The organism is Limosilactobacillus mucosae (genome assembly GCF_013423865.1).
Lineage (GTDB): Bacteria > Bacillota > Bacilli > Lactobacillales > Lactobacillaceae > Limosilactobacillus > Limosilactobacillus mucosae.
The window spans coordinates 623705-640765 of sequence record NZ_CP058954.1 but is presented as its reverse complement, the minus strand read 5'-3'; the positions used below and the strand labels follow the sequence as shown (position 1 = coordinate 640765).

16 protein-coding genes are annotated in these 17061 nt (G+C 47.1%); 1 reads left to right on the top strand and 15 read right to left on the bottom strand.

Annotated elements, in window-relative coordinates; all coding sequences use genetic code 11:
* Positions 1-25: 25 nt before the first annotated feature.
* The 6 genes from ade to rpsO all read right to left on the bottom strand — a co-directional run bounded on the left by ade (position 26) and on the right by rpsO (position 8305).
* The gene (gene ade / locus H0G69_RS03080; protein WP_180305380.1) at positions 26-1771 is read right to left on the bottom strand and encodes an adenine deaminase; all 1746 of its coding nucleotides are present in this window, start codon (positions 1769-1771) and stop codon (positions 26-28) included.
* Between the two features lie 81 nt (positions 1772-1852).
* Complete coding sequence (locus tag H0G69_RS03075; RefSeq protein ID WP_006499746.1) at positions 1853-3199, bottom strand: NCS2 family permease; 1347 nt, start codon at positions 3197-3199, stop codon at positions 1853-1855.
* A 468-nt stretch (positions 3200-3667) separates the two neighbouring features.
* A complete protein-coding gene (gene tuf, locus H0G69_RS03070) occupies positions 3668-4858 on the bottom strand; it encodes an elongation factor Tu (RefSeq protein WP_006499744.1) in 1191 nt (396 codons plus the stop codon).
* Between the two features lie 187 nt (positions 4859-5045).
* Positions 5046-5951, bottom strand: coding sequence for an aldo-keto reductase family protein (locus tag H0G69_RS03065; protein WP_180305141.1), 906 nt, complete (start codon positions 5949-5951; stop codon positions 5046-5048).
* 63 nt (positions 5952-6014) lie between these two features.
* Positions 6015-7826: a ribonuclease J gene (locus H0G69_RS03060; RefSeq protein WP_006499742.1), complete on the bottom strand. Its 1812-nt coding sequence runs from the start codon at positions 7824-7826 to the stop codon at positions 6015-6017.
* Positions 7827-8035: 209 nt separating this feature from the next.
* Positions 8036-8305, bottom strand: coding sequence for a 30S ribosomal protein S15 (rpsO, locus tag H0G69_RS03055; RefSeq protein WP_006499741.1), 270 nt, complete (start codon positions 8303-8305; stop codon positions 8036-8038).
* A 261-nt stretch (positions 8306-8566) separates the two neighbouring features.
* On the opposite strand from rpsO, the gene rpsT reads away from it, so the two are divergent.
* Positions 8567-8821, top strand: a complete 255-nt coding sequence (gene rpsT / locus H0G69_RS03050; protein ID WP_006499740.1) for a 30S ribosomal protein S20 — start codon at positions 8567-8569, stop codon at positions 8819-8821.
* Between the two features lie 50 nt (positions 8822-8871).
* On the opposite strand, the gene holA is transcribed toward rpsT, so the two are convergent.
* From holA to H0G69_RS03005, 9 genes are all read right to left on the bottom strand, one after another.
* On the bottom strand, positions 8872-9897 hold the full coding sequence (holA, locus tag H0G69_RS03045; protein WP_006499739.1) for a DNA polymerase III subunit delta: 1026 nt from the start codon (positions 9895-9897) through the stop codon (positions 8872-8874).
* A complete protein-coding gene (locus tag H0G69_RS03040) occupies positions 9867-12134 on the bottom strand; it encodes a DNA internalization-related competence protein ComEC/Rec2 (protein WP_180305140.1) in 2268 nt (755 codons plus the stop codon). The genes holA and H0G69_RS03040 overlap by 31 nt, the downstream gene beginning before the upstream one ends.
* Entirely contained in the window at positions 12131-12625 is a 495-nt protein-coding gene (locus H0G69_RS03035) for a ComE operon protein 2 (RefSeq protein ID WP_033934904.1), read from the bottom strand. Before H0G69_RS03035 ends, H0G69_RS03040 begins: the two co-directional genes overlap by 4 nt.
* Positions 12626-12692: 67 nt before the next feature.
* Entirely contained in the window at positions 12693-13331 is a 639-nt protein-coding gene (locus H0G69_RS03030) for a helix-hairpin-helix domain-containing protein (protein WP_180305139.1), read from the bottom strand.
* 94 nt (positions 13332-13425) lie between these two features.
* Positions 13426-14475, bottom strand: coding sequence for a SepM family pheromone-processing serine protease (locus tag H0G69_RS03025; protein WP_180305138.1), 1050 nt, complete (start codon positions 14473-14475; stop codon positions 13426-13428).
* On the bottom strand, positions 14459-14980 hold the full coding sequence (gene coaD, locus H0G69_RS03020; RefSeq protein WP_006499734.1) for a pantetheine-phosphate adenylyltransferase: 522 nt from the start codon (positions 14978-14980) through the stop codon (positions 14459-14461). The genes H0G69_RS03025 and coaD overlap by 17 nt, the downstream gene beginning before the upstream one ends.
* The gene (gene rsmD, locus H0G69_RS03015) at positions 14980-15546 is read right to left on the bottom strand and encodes a 16S rRNA (guanine(966)-N(2))-methyltransferase RsmD (RefSeq protein WP_143112972.1); all 567 of its coding nucleotides are present in this window, start codon (positions 15544-15546) and stop codon (positions 14980-14982) included. The genes coaD and rsmD overlap by 1 nt, the downstream gene beginning before the upstream one ends.
* Positions 15543-15830 carry a YlbG family protein gene (locus H0G69_RS03010; protein WP_006499732.1) on the bottom strand — a complete coding sequence of 96 codons (288 nt, stop codon included), beginning with the start codon at positions 15828-15830 and terminating at the stop codon, positions 15543-15545. Before H0G69_RS03010 ends, rsmD begins: the two co-directional genes overlap by 4 nt.
* Positions 15830-17002, bottom strand: coding sequence for an FtsW/RodA/SpoVE family cell cycle protein (locus H0G69_RS03005; protein WP_180305379.1), 1173 nt, complete (start codon positions 17000-17002; stop codon positions 15830-15832). The genes H0G69_RS03010 and H0G69_RS03005 overlap by 1 nt, the downstream gene beginning before the upstream one ends.
* Between the last annotated feature and the right edge of the window lie 59 nt (positions 17003-17061).

Here is a 17061-nt window from a genome sequence, read left to right as displayed (position 1 = left end):
ACTATTCGCATTAATTATCGCCAATTTAAGCCTGATCATCGACTTCGAGCGTGACAAACCGACCATTGGCAACGTCAAAGAGCCCCTCATCCGTCAATTTCAATTTTGGAATTACTGCCAATGGCAAAAAGCTCAGTGACATGACTGGATCAATATTTTCTGGAATTCCCAGCTCTTGGTGAGCAGTCTGATTGATCTGATTTTGGGCCGCCACGACCTGTTCAGCCGGCTGATCACTCATCAAACCAGCAATCGGCAGCGCCATGCGGGCAATTGGCTTTTGATCTTTTACCATGACAACGCCGCCGCCCTGTTTGATCAGTTCAGCAACAGCTGCCAGCATCTCAGAATCACTGACCCCGGCTGTCATGATATTGTGAGAGTCATGACCGATTGAGATGGCAATCGCGCCATGCTTGATGCCATATCCGCTGACCAGTGCCGTACACATTTTGCCGGTGGCGTGATGACGCTCAATAACTGCTAATTTAACCACATCTTGACTTGGATCGTAGACAAAATCACCGGTTTCATCATGACTGACTTGACGGATTGCTTCATCAGTCAAGACCTCCCCCGGAATCACCTCAATCGTCCGCACCGCTTTGCCAGTCAGATGCAGCTTAAAACAATCGCTGGCTAACGGCTTAACGTGCATCGAGGCTGCCACCGCATCAATTGGATAGCGCTGAACCTTTGGCAGATACTGGCCAGCTTGAGCCACCTTTTCGCCTTTGATCCAAGTCTGTTCCACATGAAAACTTCTCAAATCGTCTACGACTACTAAATCAGCTCGTCTGCCGGGGGCAATGGCGCCTCGATCATTTAACCCGCAGTATTCAGCTGCGTTCAGCGTTGCCATCTGAATAGCCGTAATTGGTGAAAGACCTTGTTCAATACAGATGCGAATACTATTATCCAGATGGCCCAAAGTCATTGCCGTAACAGCTTGGACGTCATCGCCAGCCAAAAGACAATGGCGAGCAGTTTGCGGGTTTACGACCGGCAAGAGATTTTTCAGATCATGTTCAGTAGTTCCTTGCCGAAGCAGAACATACATCCCGCAAGCCAGACGATCTTTGGCTTCTTGAACCGTTGAGCATTCATGATCATTAGCTACGCCCGCGGCCGCATAGGCATTCAGCAGTTTGCCAAAGACTTGCGGCGCATGACCATCGATCCGCCGATGATACTTTTTGGCCAGCATAACCTCGTCAATCATCTTATCATCATTATTGACGACGCCGACATAATTCATTAATTCAGCCAAGCCATCCACGGTACCATTTTTTAGCGCCGGTTCCATATCCAAAGCACTAAGATTGGCGCCGGCATGCTCAAAAGGAGTCGAAGGCACGCAAGAAGGCATCAAGTAACGAATATCCATTTTTGCCAGTTTGGCAGCCTGCTCCATGTATTCCAAGCCTTTTAAACCGGCAACATTGACAATTTCATGCGGATCGCATAAAGCAGTTGTCGTTCCGCATGGGACAAAAATCCGACTGAATTCTTCCGGCGAAACATAGGAAGATTCCACATGAATGTGAGCATCAATCAACCCTGGCAGCAAGAAGCGCCCGGCCAGATCAACCACCTGCTGTCCTTCATAACGCTCACCGATTCCAGCAATATAACCAGCTGCCAAGGCCACGTCGCCTCGCCGAATGGTTCCTAAAAAGACATCCACAATCTGCGCGTTTCTAATCACTACGTCAGCTGGCACGCGACCAGCTGCCACATCAATCAAGTGTTTTAGTTCTGTTTTTTTTATCATGACTGAAGCCTCTTTCATTTCTGTCAAAATATTATAAAAAAGGCACGACCGCTTTCGATCGAGCCATTCTAATAGTCGTTATGGTAATACGTTTAAGACGTACAGCATCAAGATGAAGACAAAGAGCAATGTCCACATGATCCAATTGATTTCTTTGCGCCGTCCTGCAACCGTCATCGTCAGCGGGTAGAGAATAAAGCCAAACGCAATCCCGTAAGAAATATTGTAGGTCAAAGGCATACCGGCAACCACCATGAATGCTGGAAAGGCAATTTCAAAATGAAGCCAATCGATACCCGCCAATGAACTGGCCATCAGCGAACCAACAATAATCAGTGCAGGTGCCGTAACCTGGGTCGTAACCACCGTCAGCAGCGGACTGAACAGCAGACTGAAAGCAAACAAAACGCCGACCGTCAACGCAGTCAATCCTGTTCGACCACCAACTGCAATCCCAGCCGATGATTCAACGTAGGCAGCCGTTGGCGTAGTCCCCATTACCGAACCACTCAGCATGGAAATTGAATCTGCCATCAAAGCCTGGCCAATCCGCGGCATCCGGTCGTTTTTCATTAAACCAGCCTGTTGTGCCAAACCCACCAGTGTTCCGGCCGTGTCAAAGAATGCCACCAAAAGGAAGATCAGCACCACGGCCCACATCTGCGGCGTATTAACCTTACCCAGGTTGGTCAGCGCCACGCCAAAAGTTGGCTTCATGGAAGGAGCTAACGAAATAATATGAGCAGGCATCTTAATCAGGCCCGTAAACAAGCCCAATAGCGTCGTCAGAATCATCCCGATAAAGATTGATCCAGGAACTCGTTTAGCCATCAACAGTGCAATCGCTAAGACCCCAAAGATCGTCAGCCAGGTCGTTGGTACCGTCAGTGAACCTAATTGAACCAATGAGCTCTTGCTGGCAACGACCAGGCCACCGCCCTGCAGTCCAACAAAAGCAATGAACAGACCAATCCCAGCCGCAATGGCCAGTTTCAAATCATGCGGAATCGCGTTGATTACGGCTTCACGCACCTTCATCAAAGAAAGGATCGTAAAGATTACCGATGCTACAAAAACACCAGCCATCGCGGTCTGCCATGAGATCCCCATTGCCAGAACCACCGAGTATGTAAAGAACGCGTTATCACCAAGACCAGGCGCAATGGCAATCGGATAATTGGCTAAAAATGCCATCAATAAACAGCCGATAATTGCAGATAATGCCGTTGCCGTAAAAACCGCGCCCTTATTCATGCCGGCCATTCCCAAGACGCTGGGATTGACAAACAGAATGTAGGCCATTGAAACAAAAGTCGTCAAACCCGCGAGCAGCTCACGCTTGATCGTCGTGCCCTGCTCGCTTAAATGAAACCATTTCTCTAAAATATTGGTAGAAGCAGGCGAGTTATTCGTGCTTTGACCCATTAAAATTCATCTCCTATGCATTTAATCCAACAAACAAGATTTGATTATGCAACAATTTTCGGATTTTTGCAATAGATTAAAACGATAAAATTACGAATGTTCGCATTTGATTTTTAAATTGGCTTTTGTAAAAGGGTTTAAATGCGATTGTTCGGAAATTTTAAAAAACCTGGCCATCAATGTGCAAGCCTGGTAATAATAAATCAAAAATGATTTTCAATTGTTTTCCTAGCTGCAGCTAATCAATCCATCTCTGACTGAATGTCATTGCCTTTATTTTTAGCAGCTATTTATATCAGTGATTTCAGTCTTTCTTTTGCGGCGCTTTGACTGTATCCGTACCTAAAAAAATTCCCCACTTCATTTTTGAAGCAGGGAATTGATCTTCACCAATCTGATTTGACAAAGATCCAAAAAAAGAGCAAGCAGAAATCTGCTTGCTCTTTGATTAATTGCACTAATTTGAAATTAGTCCAGGATGTCAGAAACGACACCGGCACCAACAGTGTGGCCACCTTCACGAATCGTGAACTTCAGACCCTTTTCAATGGCAACTGGCTTTTGCAGGGAAACAGTGAACGTAACGTTGTCCCCAGGCATAACCATTTCTACACCATCTGGCAGTTCGATCGTACCCGTAACGTCAGTAGTGTGGAAGTAGAATTGTGGACGGTAGTTGGAGAAGAATGGCGTGTGACGGCCCCCTTCTTCCTTCGTCATAACGTAGACTTCACCCTTGAAGTTCTTGTGCGTTTGGATGGAGCCTGGTTGTGCCAGAACTTGACCACGTTCTACTTGGTCGTGGCCGATACCACGCAGCAGAACACCAACGTTGTCCCCGGCTTCACCAAGGTCCAGCGTCTTGTGGAACATTTCAACACCCGTAACAGTAGACTTCAGGATTTCGTCCTTCAGACCAACGATTTCAACTTCGTCGCCGACCTTAACGGTACCACGGTCAATACGACCGGAAACAACAGTACCACGACCAGTGATAGTGAAGACGTCTTCGATTGGCAGCATGAATGGCTTGTCAGTAGGACGCTTTGGAGTTGGGATGTATTCGTCGATAACATCCATCAGGTGCAGGATAACCTTTTCTTGTTCAGGGTCACCTTCCAGAGCCTTCAAAGCAGAACCACGAACAACTGGAATGTCATCGCCAGGGAAATCGTATTCGCTCAGCAGGTCGCGAACTTCCATTTCAACCAAGTCAACCAGTTCGTCGTCGTCAACCAAGTCAGTCTTGTTCAGGAATACAACGATGTATTGAACACCAACTTGACGAGCCAACAGAATGTGTTCACGAGTTTGTGGCATAGGACCGTCAGTAGCAGCAACAACCAGGATAGCACCATCCATTTGTGCGGCACCAGTGATCATGTTCTTAACGTAGTCGGCGTGGCCAGGGGCATCGATGTGTGCGTAGTGACGCGTTTCCGTTTCGTATTCAACGTGGGCCGTGTTGATAGTGATACCACGTTCCTTTTCTTCTGGAGCGTTGTCGATATCAGCGTAGTCTTCAGCCTTTGCCAGACCCTTTTCTGCCAGAACCTTCGTGATAGCAGCAGTCAGAGTAGTCTTACCATGGTCAACGTGGCCAATAGTACCAATGTTTACATGGGGTTTAGTACGTTCATAATGTTCTTTTTCAGCCATTAATGAAATCCTCCTGATAAATTACAAGTATAATGCCAGACAACCAAAACATTGTCTGACACACCCTTAATGAAAATTGTACTACTTCCGGGAGCCAATTAAAAGTTTAAAAACCGGTTTTCCGAAAGAATTCTTAATTATAATATCAGCTCTCCCCTGATTTGTAAATGAATTTAACCGAAACTTTTTAATGCATGCCTAGTTGCTGAGCCAGACGTGCAATCTGATTCTGCCACTGCTTAGCCAAAATAACGTCCTGATCCTGATCAGTACTTTTAGAATAAGCCGTCAAAGCCTGATACCAAGCGCCTGCATCAGGAATCGCCAATTCAACCAGGGGATATAAAAAGGCCAGCTGCAGGCGAAACTCTTGGTCAAACATCTGATATGACAATGGATCCTGCTGGCTGAAATCTCGTTTGATCATTTCTTCAACCTGTGAAACAACCGGTATCGCTTCAACATCCGACAGTTTTGCCAGATCAATCAAATGCTCTCGTTCATCCAGCCAATAGATATCAATCTTTCCCGTAAGATGCAATCGCTGCAATATTTGCATCAGACTTGATCTGATCAACGGATTGACAAACGGATCACGAACCAGAAACTTGGCCCCAATCAGATACTGCTTAAGCGGCAGGTGACTGGCAGCTCTAAAACGACGCTGCTGTTCGCTAAAACTGCCATCGCCCAAGTGGTAGAACTGTTTTAGCTGACTGTTCAGCGTCGTCTGATAGTGAGCGGCAAACTCATTTTCGGCCTGCTCGACCTGACCAATAAACTCATCATGCCATTTTGGCAGAGCATTCAGCTGCACGCGCACGTCAATAAACGCTTGGGCATGCAGCTCAACGTTGATCAATAGCTGCATCAGCTCTTTAGAAGTCACATAGTCATTGAGATGCTCAATTGCATAAAAAGCGGCCTCAGCATACTGCTGATCTTCATATAATGCTCTTACCAGCTGGCGATTAATAGCAAACTCGTCAACCTCTTCATACAAAGCGGCAAACCGTTGGGCGGCCTCATGATAGTGCTGCTGGTCAAGCAACTGATCTGCTTGATGAAACTGCTCTTGTTGTAAAGGCGTCATAGTCTTAAAATTCCTTTCTAAAAGTCAAACAGCGCGAGCATTGGCTGATGCTCACGCTGCTGATTATTTGCCTGCCTTGGCTTCGGTCTTACGCTGACGCTTGGCTCCGCGGCCTCGTCCGCGACGCTTAGCGACAGTCTTTTTGGCCGTTGATTCTTCATTGGCCTTATCATTAGTCTTTTTAGAGTGATTTTTGCGCTTTGGATGCTGATTGATTTCCATGATCACCGGCAAAATTACCGGATGACGCTTCGTTTGATTGAAGAGGAAACGATTCAGCTTTTCGCGCACGTCAGATTTAAGATGCGTCCAGTCAAACTCTTTTTGATCAAGGTTTTCCTGCACGACTTTTTCAACCAGATCGGCACTTTGCTTCATCAGCTGCCGGTTGGTCTTAACGAAAACAAAACCGCGCGAGGTAATCTGCGGCCGCGCCACGATCTTCTTCTTTTTACGGTCAATCGTTGCCACGACTACAAAGATGCCGTCCTCGGACAATACGCGGCGATCACGCAGCACGATATTGCCGATATCACCAACCCCGGTACCATCAATCATGGTATTGCCAACCTCAACGTGGGCCCCTAAATGAAATGCCCCGTCTTCATAGGTCAAGACATCACCCTTATTAGTCAAAAAGATGTGGTCAGCCGGAATGCCAACTTCTTCAGCTAAAATGGCATGCTGATCAAGCAGGCGATATTCCCCTTGAATCGGCATAAACCATTGTGGCCGCATAAAGTTAAGCATCAGCTGCTCATCATTTTGGTTGGCATGACCGGATGGATTCAGATCAGCCGCAATAAACTTGACGCTGGCACCAGTCCGGTAAAGCATGTCCTCAGTCTTTTGCACCGTTGTTTCCATCGCGTACGATGGCGTCGTCGTAACAAAAACCAGGTCGTTCTCGTTTAGCGTGATGTTTTTATTGTCGCCATTGGCAATCTGCTGCAGCGCCTTGATTGGCTCACCCATCTTGCCCGTTTCTAAGACAACCAGTTCCTCTGGCGGCAGTTTCTTGGCTTCTTCCAGCGTAATCAGCAGGTCGTCTTCTGGCATCTTCAGCTTATTAAGAGACATAGCCGTGTCAATGATCTGTTCCAGGTCATGGCCGGAAAGAATCACCTTGCGTCCCGTTGCCGCTGCCGCGTTTAAAATCTGCTGAACGCGCATAATATTTGAGGCTACGCTGGCAACCACCACGCGTCCTGGAGCAGCTTCAAAAGTATCTTGAATGTAGGCTGCAATATCTTTTTCCTTGGTATTCATGCCGGTAATCCCAGAACCGGCCGAATCAGACAGCAAAAGCAAGACTCCCTGCTGGCCAATCTGAGCAAGCCGAGCCAAGTCGGTCCGATAGCCTTCAGCAGCCGTTTGATCAAACTTAAAGTCACCGGTATAGACAATGTTGCCTTCTGGCGTCTGCAAAACAATCCCCATGGTATCAGGAATCGAGTGCGTGGTCTTAAAGAATGAAACCGTAACGTCGTTGAAGTCGATTTCAGTAGCAGCATCAACAACATGGAAGTCATTGAATTTTTTGACTTTCTTGTCGGCACTGTCTTTAACGGCCAGCTTAGCCAGGGCAATCGTCAATTCGCTCCCAAATACCGGTACGTTAAAATCAGCCAGGAAATACGGCAACCCACCAATTGCATCGGCATGGCCCTGGGTTAAAAAGACCCCGACGATGCGATCGGCACTGTCCTTTAAAAATGACCAGTCCGGTACGACCACATCAATTCCCATCAGTTCGTTTTCCGGATATTTTAAACCGCAGTCCAAAATAAAAATCTGTTCGTCAACCTCGACGGCATACATGTTTTTGCCGTTTTCGTGCACGCCCCCAAAAGGCGTAATCTTAATCTTGCTCATGTTTGCTCCTTTATGATTGTATTTAAACGCGCCACGGTCCTGGACGGCTCATGGCAATTTATTCGTTCATAATTGCTGTTATTCATCTTACCACAGAATCAACACAGATTGATAATTAACCATTCTATCCATGAAAAATTTTAATTAAAAAGAGCAACAAAAAAAGCCCCGACATTTGTCGAGACTTAAGATCTGAGCAGACGTTAGAATTAACGACGCAGGCCCAGACGCTTGATCAGTTCACGGTAAGCTTGCAGGTCAGTACGACGCAGGTAAGCCAGCAGGTTACGACGGTGACCGATCTTCTTCATCAGACCACGTTGTGAATGGTAGTCATGCTTGTGCGTACGCAGGTGGTTGTTCAGTTCGTTGATGTCAGCAGTCAATACGGCAACTTGAACTTGAGTTGAACCCGTGTCGCCTTCGTGCGTAGCGTATTCCTTGATGATTTCGTTTTTGCGTTCTTTAGAGATAGCCATGTTGCTATTCCCACCTTTCAAATTTTAATGCGCCGAGTTCTAGGTAGAGCGTCGGTGAGGATCGCTGAACCGAGAAGAGGCATGGGCCGTTTTTAGCAGCCTTTGATAATATAACGGATTCTGAGCAAAATTGCAACCAACAAAGCCTTTTTTCAAACGATAGGACTAAGACTATTGCAATCGCCAACTGACTTTTGTATAATGACAAATGTTGAAAAATTCTGGTCAACTAATTAAACCGGGTTAACGGAGGTGAAATTCATGCCAATCATCAAATCAGCAATCGAACGTGTACGGACCAGCGAAAAGGCCCAAGCACGCAACGCTTCCCAAATGAGCGAAATGCGCACGGCTGTTAAGAAGTTCGACAAGGCTAAGGTAGCCGGCGCCGAAAACCTTGACGACCTGTACAAGGCAGCTATTTCCGCTATTGACCGTGCCCACTCCAAGGGCCTGATCAAGGCAAACAAGGCTGCTCGTGACAAGTCCCGTCTGACGGCTCGTTACAACAAGTAGTGCTTAAATAAAACAAAAAACCGATGTCTCAACGGCATCGGTTTTTTGTTTTACCCAGCTTTTTTAGCAAACTGCAGCATAAACAGCTGAAACAGCAGTTCTGGCTCGCGCGAAGTCGTTTTTAAGGCTTTTTCACAGCGAATAAGACCTAAATAGGCTCTTACCAAATCATTCATTTGGAAGCGACGCGCCGTCTGCATACCAAGCTTAACCCGGTATGGATGCACTTTAAGCCGACTGGCCAGCGTTCCCTGGCTCAGCCCCCGCTTGCTCAATACCTTAATCTGAATCAGCAGTCGAAACTGACTGACCAACAGTGCATTCAGCTGCAGCGGCTCGTGATTGGTTTCCAAAAGCTGCTGGTAGATATCCAACGCCTTGGCCTGGTCTCTTTTTAAGACTGCCGTAATCAGATCAAAGACGTTCTCATCCAATGACTGTGGTACCAGCCCCATCACGTCATCGCGTTTGATGCGTTTGCTTTGGTATGCCAAAAGCTCTAGTTTCTCAACGTTCCCCATCATCAAGCCATAATCGGCATTGGTACGTCTGATTAGTTCATCCATCGCACCGTTTTCCAAGCGGTAACCGTCACCTAAGAGCTTTTGTTCAACCTGATGGCGGGCATCCTGTTCGCTTAAAGGCGCCGCACTGACCTCAACTGCGACTTTTTTCAGTTCTTTGACCAGTCCCTTGCGATTGTCAAGTTTTTCATAAGGTGCCATTAATACCAGTACCGTTGACGGCTCAGGATGCTCCAGATAGTTTTTAAATGCGTCTAAGTCATGATTGACCTTGACCTTGGCAGGATTACCCGTTAAAAAATATGGCTTGTTGATCAAAACCAAGCGCCGTTCGCCAAAAAAAGGTGCCGACATTGCATCATCAAGCGCAACCGAAAGCGGCGTCGTCTCCATATCGTAGCTGCCAACGTTCATCACCCGCTCTGCTTCAGGAATCAGATTCATAAAAGCATCACGCGCCTGCTGCTGCAAAATTCCTTGCGTTCCCAATATTACATAGATCATTGCCGGCGTCTGGCTGCTTAGCTGTTGGCGTAAGGTGGCAACATCCATTTTAATTCATCCCCTTTTAGTCTGGTTTTCCAGTATCCTTGATTTTGATAGTAACAATAGCTGATCATCCCATACTGCTGAGTCGAAACCGGCGTAATCCCCAAACGCCGCAGATTTTTTATCGTCACGGAATTAGGATGACCATAGCGATTAAAGCGACCGGCTGAGATGATACCGTAATGCGGCTGCAGACGGCTTAGAAATTTAGGATCGCTACCAGTCCGGCTGCCATGGTGGCTTAATTTCAGAACGTCGGCTCTCAGCTGTGAATAGCGATCAATAACGGCCCGTTCTCCTTTGCGATCCAGATCACCGGTAAAAACAAAGTCAAGTGATCCAAAGCGTCCTGCCAGCACCATTGAGTCTTCATTTTTGCCCGTCCCAGATTTAAAGGGATGCAGCACCTTTAAGGGCAGATCATTGGGCTGATGATCGGCTCGCACCGGTATGACTTTAAGCGGCTGGGTGACTAGGCGCTTGAATTTCGGATTACGCTCCATTCCACTGGGGACCAGCACCTCTTTTACGTGCATTGATTTGAGTACGGTTGGCAGATAGCCGATATGATCAGCATCGCTGTGGCTTAGACAAATAGCATCAAGTCGCGTGATGCCACGACTCTTTAAATAGCTGATCGAAGTTCTGGCTGCCATATCGCTGGTCGTCTGACTCTTGGCCCATTGCGGCAGACGATACTGCAGTCGACCACCCGTATCAATCATCACTACTTGGCGGTTAAACGGCGTCCGCACAATCGCACAGTCGCCCTGACCAATATCTACAAACGTCACCTCACCAGCTGGCGCTAGATGAATCGACATAAAAGCCACACAATAAGCAGCAGCCAAAATATACCAGCTGCTTTTTTTAGCTGGCTCTGCCAACAGCCACAAAGTCAAAAGCAGAATTATAATAGCCCCAGGTGAAGATAGTTGACCAAACACCAGCATGCCTGGCCCAGCAGCCAATTGGTCCAAAATCCGATGCAGCAGCTTCAGCATTTGATTAAAGCTGTATGCCAAAAGCGGCAGCCAGCTGGCAGTCAGAGCCGCCAGCAGCGTAAGCGGAAACAGCACTGTGCCGAATAATGGTATCAGAAGCCAGCTGACCAGCGTGCTTAATAAGTGTACCTCATAAATATAATGAAACAGGCTGGGCAGACTGACCAGATTCAGCCAAAATGCTCTTTTTAGATCCGAAACGTTTCTTAGCGACAACGGCATCAGCAAAGACATCAAATAGCTCAGCTGTCCGCCAAGCGTCAACAAAACGTATGGATCAAGCAGAATGCCGATCACTAGGCTGATCGACCAGGCATCAACTCTTGAAAAGCGCAGCCGGTGACTCAAAAGGCGCACTTCAGCCATAATCGATGCTCGAATCAGACTAGCCGCACCACCGCCAATAATCAGATAAAACGGCAGCAGAGCAATTAAAAGCCAGTCGATCGTTTCAATATTAAACCGCAACCGGATCAAAAGTCCTCTTAAAATTGCAATCAATAAAACCACGTGCATGCCTGAGATGCAAAATAGATGAATCACACCCAGTTTTTTGACTGAACTCAACAGCTGCGTGGTCTTAAAGGTATTAAGGCCAATGATCAGACTATCGCAATACTCGCTCAGCGGCGAGGGCAGCGTCTGAAAATACTGATGCAGACCAATTCTTAGACAATGACAGCGTTCAATCAGCGTATGCGGTTTTTGCGGCTGCCAACGCCATTTTTGTGCCCGAATCTCATTATAGATATGATGTCGCCACTGGTACTTTTGGTAGTCAAACTGGCCAAAATTGGTCGGACCGACGATTGGCTGCTCTTGGCCTTTGATCTGCCAAAGCAGCACGGCTTGGTTGTGAACCAGCGCCGCCTTTTCTTGTGAAGAACGCAGTCTTAGGACCACTGATTCACGCTCGCCTGAATTCAGATTGGTTCCCTGCATCTGAACTAAATTGCCATTAACTACGATCTGATCAGGCAGTACCTTAAAATTGCATTCAATCGGCTGCGGCGTTGTCAGCGGCTTAGTCCGAGCATTATAAAGCGCATAGCCGCAAATCAGGATCGTCGTCAAACCAGCTAAAAGCACCAGCTTGATCGTTGTAAAATCATGCAGCGTCCAAACGCGAAACAGCAAATAGAGCAGCAGCAGACACAGCCACAGCTGACTGCCCAGGATAATCCCGGTAACCAAAGCAGCGGTTAGGGCAGGAAAAAGCCACCGTGAATCAATCAATCCTTAAATGGCTTTTGCGGATTGATGTACTGGTCCAAATGGGCTTCTTCCAAAATGTTGGTATCAAGCTTGATCTGGTGTAAAGCGACATGTTTCAAGCGAATCAGCTTCATTGCATAGTCGTCGTTATGATAATTGCGGATATAATTGATCTCTTTGATTCCAGCCTGTAAAAGACTCTTAGTGCACTGCAGGCAAGGAAAATCGGTGACATAAAGGCTGGCGCCATCCGTTGAGGCACCAAACTTGGCACATTGCAGAATTGCATTCATTTCAGCATGAATCGTCCGCACGCAATGACCGTCACGTAAATAGCAGCCCGCGTCCAGACAATGATCATCGCCTGAAACCGAGCCATTGTATCCGCCAGCGATAATCCGCTTGTCACGAACCAAGACGGCTCCAACCGACAGTCGCTGGCAAGTACTGCGGGAAGCCAGTAAGGCCGCCTGCATCATAAAATACTGATCCCAATCAATTCTATGTTCCACTTTTATCATCCTCTTTTTTGTTCTGCTAACCAGTATACCAGATTCAATCTCAACACCAACGTCAATTTTAAACCGCCACTTGGTCTTTTAGCTTGGCAACCGTCTTATCACCAAAGCCATCGACGTTTTTCAGCTCATCGATGCTTTTAAATGGTCCATGCTGCTGCCGATACTGGATGATCATATCAGCTTTTTTATCGCCAATTCCGTTAATCTGACATAATTCTTCCTTGCTGGCCTGATTAAGATTAATCTTGGGCGTATCCTGTCCCCCAGTCGAAGTACTCGGCCCAGTTTGATCAGCTGCCATCCCTGTCGTCAAACCGCCTGGCAGCTGTTCTCCTTGAGCTGGAACATAGACTACCTGCTGATCCTGCAGCTGCTTAGCCAAGTTGACCTGGCGCATGTCGGCATCGGTATGGACGCCTCCCGCTGCTGCAATCGCTTCTTGAACCCGGGCATTTTTTCCCAGCGTGTATACTCCCGGCCTATTGACCGCTCCTTTTACATCAACACAGACTTTGGCAGGCGTTGTCGCTGCCTTGCTTTTATCAACAGCTGCCGGCTTGGTGCTGACAGCCGTGGCAAAAGTTGGATTGGCTGGCGTCGGTCTGGAATACAGCCAGCCACCGATCAGCAGTGCCACCCCACCTAAAACGATCAAAATCGTCTTGCGGTGCAGCTCCCAAAATTCTTGCCACTGCATTTTTTCACCCCCTCAATATGCTTTATGCCAAAAAGACTTATTTGCATTAAAAAAGCCGAAAATTCTTAAAATTTCCGACTTTCACATTATTTCTTTATTGATGAGTTCTCAGATACTCAACAGCGTCATTGAAGCTCTTGACCGGTACGACCTTCATCCCTGGCGCATACTTTTTGGCCGTCTTTTTAGCCAATTGGTAGTTGGTCTGATGGCCTTCTTCATATTTAAGGATTGTTTTGGTTGGCTTGACGTAAGGAGCGAAGAAAATCGTCGCGCCGGCTTTATGAGCGGCAATGACCTTCTTATCGATGCCGCCAATCTCACCAACCGATCCATCTGGGGCAATCGTTCCCGTCCCAGCGATTTTGCGGCCATGCCGTAGATTCTCGCCAGATACCTGCTGATAGATCTGCAGACTGAACATCAAGCCGCCGGATGGTCCGCCCAATTGTCCTGGATCAACCTTCACGGGAATCTTGGTATGAATCTTGACGTTGTCAGTCAGTAAAATTCCAATGCCGGCACGATCGCCCATTATCTTGATCAGCTTGTGCGTTGTCTGATGCTTTTTGCCGTTGTGCAGGTAGGTAATCGTAAGGTCTTGACCTACTTTCTGATTGGCAATGTATTTTTGATAGCCTTGAGCAGTATCAAAATGCCTGCCGTCAACCTCGGTGATCGTGTCGCCAACCTTTAGATCATTTTTGAACTTGGATTGCTTTTCAACCTCGAGAACGTAAATCCCTAGATACTGCTTGGTGTATTCCTGATGAGCAGCCTTGTAGGCAACGGCAATCGCCTCATTGATGGCACTCTTCATATAAAAATTTTGTACTTTGTTATAAGTGGCACCGCTTTGACCGCCCGTAACGTCAGAAGCCTTCTCAATCGTTGCCTGCGGATCAAAATGGGCCCAGATATAGGTTGCGGGACGGGCCTGCTGCAAGTAGACGGAGGTAATCATATAGCTTCCCTTGTGCTTATCTGGATGCCCCTTAACCGTTACATATGATTTTAGATTATCGGCGGTCCCCGGCGTCTCAATATAATAGTTCAGTGGCCAGAACAAAAACCAGCCAACAAACAAAACCGCGGCCAGAACCCCCGCAATCCGCTTGAGAATCTGCTTATCTTGTCTGCTCATTTTGTTCTTTTACCTGCTCCAGTTTTTGTTCCCGCAGCCGTTTCTCCAAAGCCTTATTGATATTGCCTGGCAAATAAGCAGAAATATCGCCACCAGCTGCGGCGGTCTCCTTTAAAAGGCTGCTGGAGAGATGCTGATATTTAGGATCAGCTAAAAAGAAAATCGTTTCTGCCTGATCGTCTAAAAACTGATTCATCGCTGCAATATCGCGTTCGTATTGAAAATCAGTAACGTTACGCAGTCCACGCATCAAATAGTCGGCGCCAATCTTGTTCATCAGATCAACGGTCAAGCCCTCAGCCGTGATTACCGAAACATTGGAAAGTCCGGCTACTGCTTCTTTAACCTGGGCAACGCGTTCCTCAACCGTAAACAGCGGCTTTTTGGAATCATTGCTCATTACTGCAACCGCCAGCTGATCAAACAGCGCGCTGCCGCGACGAATAAGATCTAAGTGGCCCAGAGTCAGTGGATCAAATGACCCGGGAAAAAGTGCAATCTTCATTAGGCTTCATCCTTTCTAAAACGATAAATCGTCAATACCGTAATACCATAAGTCTGCTGTCGCAAAAACTCAAAGCTGCCCCAATTCTCAGTCGGCAGCTGAGCTTCTTGATTGGTCTCAGCTACGATTAAAGCTTGATCGTTCAATAGATTCAAGTCAACCATTTTTTCCAGATCATCAATAATATGCTGCTTGGCATATGGCGGATCCAAAAAGACCAAATCAAAATGCTGTGTTTGCCGACTCAAAAAATGCAGGGCTTTTTCGGCATCCTGTTTATAAACACTGAAACGCTCAGGGTGCTTGGTAACCTCAATATTTTTTTTGATGGTTTTGATGGCTGCATACTGCCGATCAATCAAGGTCGCATGATCGATTCCCCGCGAAACGGCTTCAATACTCAGCCCACCGCTGCCGCCATATAGATCTATACTGGTCCCGCCTTCAAAATAGGGGCCGATAATATTAAACAGCGACTCTTTGACCTTATCAGTCGTTGGTCGCGTTGCCATTCCAGGTACGGCATTCAAGCGCCGTCCACGAAACTCGCCTGAAATAATTCTCATTCTTTTTCATCCTCATCATGTTTTTTGTACAGTCCCGTCACTTCCAGATCGGTCAATTCAGGATCAATTTCCGGCCAGTGTGACTGCATTACTTTTCTGACATTACGCAGCTGCCGCAATTTTTCAATTGTATTGGCAATATTTTCTTCATCAACGTACAAAACCACGTAATGCATCCGGCGCGATGAATATTGAACATGACCATACCGCCGCAGCGACTTGACCGTCTTCATGCTGTTCAGGTAGACAATCAAGCCGCGCCGGGGACGAATCTTAAAGCTCATTACCCGATCCCCCTTTGTCTAATTGCCTGTAGGCGCCGCTGGTTTTTACGCCGCAGCTTTTGCCGAATGCTGACATTCATCGCCAAACCAAGCGCAATGCTTAACGCAAGCATACTGGATCCCCCATAACTGATAAATGGAAACGTTACCCCCGTAATCGGCAGCAGACCAGTAACCCCACCAACGTTAATTGCAGCTTCAACGGCAATAAAAGTACCCACTCCATAGCAGAGCAGTCCCTCATACATATTGTCAGAGCGGACCCCAATCCGAATGATCTGGCAGATGATGACCGCCAAAAGCGCCAGGATCAAAAATACACCAATAAAGCCAAGCTCCTCGCTGACAACTGATAGGATAAAATCGGTATTAGGCTCTGGCAGATAGCCCATTTTTTGAACACCATTGCCCAGACCAACACCTTTTAGCCCACCATTGCTGATTGCATAGTATGAATTAACCAGCTGACTGCCGGCACCGCTCTGGGTCCCAAACGGATTGACAAACGCTACGAATCGCGCGACCTGATAGTTTTTGATATGACCAGTTGCCACAACCTTAGCCAAGCTGGGCAAGGCAATTATTCCAATCAAAAGCAGACCGTCAAAAATCAGAATCGTCCAGCGTGAATTATAGCCCGATGCCATGATCATCACGGCAGCAACGGCAAAGTTGATTGAAAAACCACCGACGTCAGGCTGAATAATGATTAAAATCAGCAAAATTGCAGTCAAAATCAATCCTGAAACATAATCCTGCATACTGGGACGATGCAGCTCGTCATTGACTTTGGTACAGCGATCGGCCCAATAGACAATCATAAAAAGCTTGGTGAACTCGGCCGGCTGAATGCTGATCGGCCCCAGATTGATCCAGCCATTGGCACCATTAACGGCACGACCGGCAAACTTAACAAAAAGCAGCGCCAAAAGCAAAACCCCAAAAGACAATCCTAAAACGCCTTTAGTTCTTAGCTTATCTAGATTGAGTGAAGCAAAAAATCCAAATACTCCCCAGCCCATCAAGACAAACACGATCTGCTTGATCAGATAGCCAACCGGCGACCCGCCCGTCTGCATTCTGATTGCGGCACTGGCCGAATAAACCATGACTACGCCGATTAGACACAGCACCAAATACGGAATCAAAATCCAATAGTCGATGTTGCGCATTTTTCGATAGATTTTTTTTAACGTCGTCTTCAACTAGCCATTCCTCGCTTTTTGATAAA

Excerpts from the sequence above, each read along its gene's own strand:
- rpsT (WP_006499740.1), top strand. The coding sequence starts at position 8,567 with ATGCCAATCATCAAATCAGCAATCGAACGTGTACGGACCAGCGAAAAG.
- rpsO (WP_006499741.1), bottom strand. The coding sequence starts at position 8,305 with ATGGCTATCTCTAAAGAACGCAAAAACGAAATCATCAAGGAATACGCT.
- holA (WP_006499739.1), bottom strand. The coding sequence starts at position 9,897 with ATGGATGTTGCCACCTTACGCCAACAGCTAAGCAGCCAGACGCCGGCA.
- H0G69_RS03065 (WP_180305141.1), bottom strand. The coding sequence starts at position 5,951 with ATGACGCCTTTACAACAAGAGCAGTTTCATCAAGCAGATCAGTTGCTT.
- H0G69_RS03030 (WP_180305139.1), bottom strand. The coding sequence starts at position 13,331 with ATGCAGTGGCAAGAATTTTGGGAGCTGCACCGCAAGACGATTTTGATC.
- H0G69_RS03025 (WP_180305138.1), bottom strand. The coding sequence starts at position 14,475 with ATGAGCAGACAAGATAAGCAGATTCTCAAGCGGATTGCGGGGGTTCTG.
- H0G69_RS03010 (WP_006499732.1), bottom strand. The coding sequence starts at position 15,830 with ATGAGCTTTAAGATTCGTCCCCGGCGCGGCTTGATTGTCTACCTGAAC.
- H0G69_RS03060 (WP_006499742.1), bottom strand. The coding sequence starts at position 7,826 with ATGAGCAAGATTAAGATTACGCCTTTTGGGGGCGTGCACGAAAACGGC.
- tuf (WP_006499744.1), bottom strand. The coding sequence starts at position 4,858 with ATGGCTGAAAAAGAACATTATGAACGTACTAAACCCCATGTAAACATT.
- coaD (WP_006499734.1), bottom strand. The coding sequence starts at position 14,980 with ATGAAGATTGCACTTTTTCCCGGGTCATTTGATCCACTGACTCTGGGC.
- rsmD (WP_143112972.1), bottom strand. The coding sequence starts at position 15,546 with ATGAGAATTATTTCAGGCGAGTTTCGTGGACGGCGCTTGAATGCCGTA.
- H0G69_RS03075 (WP_006499746.1), bottom strand. The coding sequence starts at position 3,199 with ATGGGTCAAAGCACGAATAACTCGCCTGCTTCTACCAATATTTTAGAG.
- H0G69_RS03005 (WP_180305379.1), bottom strand. The coding sequence starts at position 17,002 with ATGCGCAACATCGACTATTGGATTTTGATTCCGTATTTGGTGCTGTGT.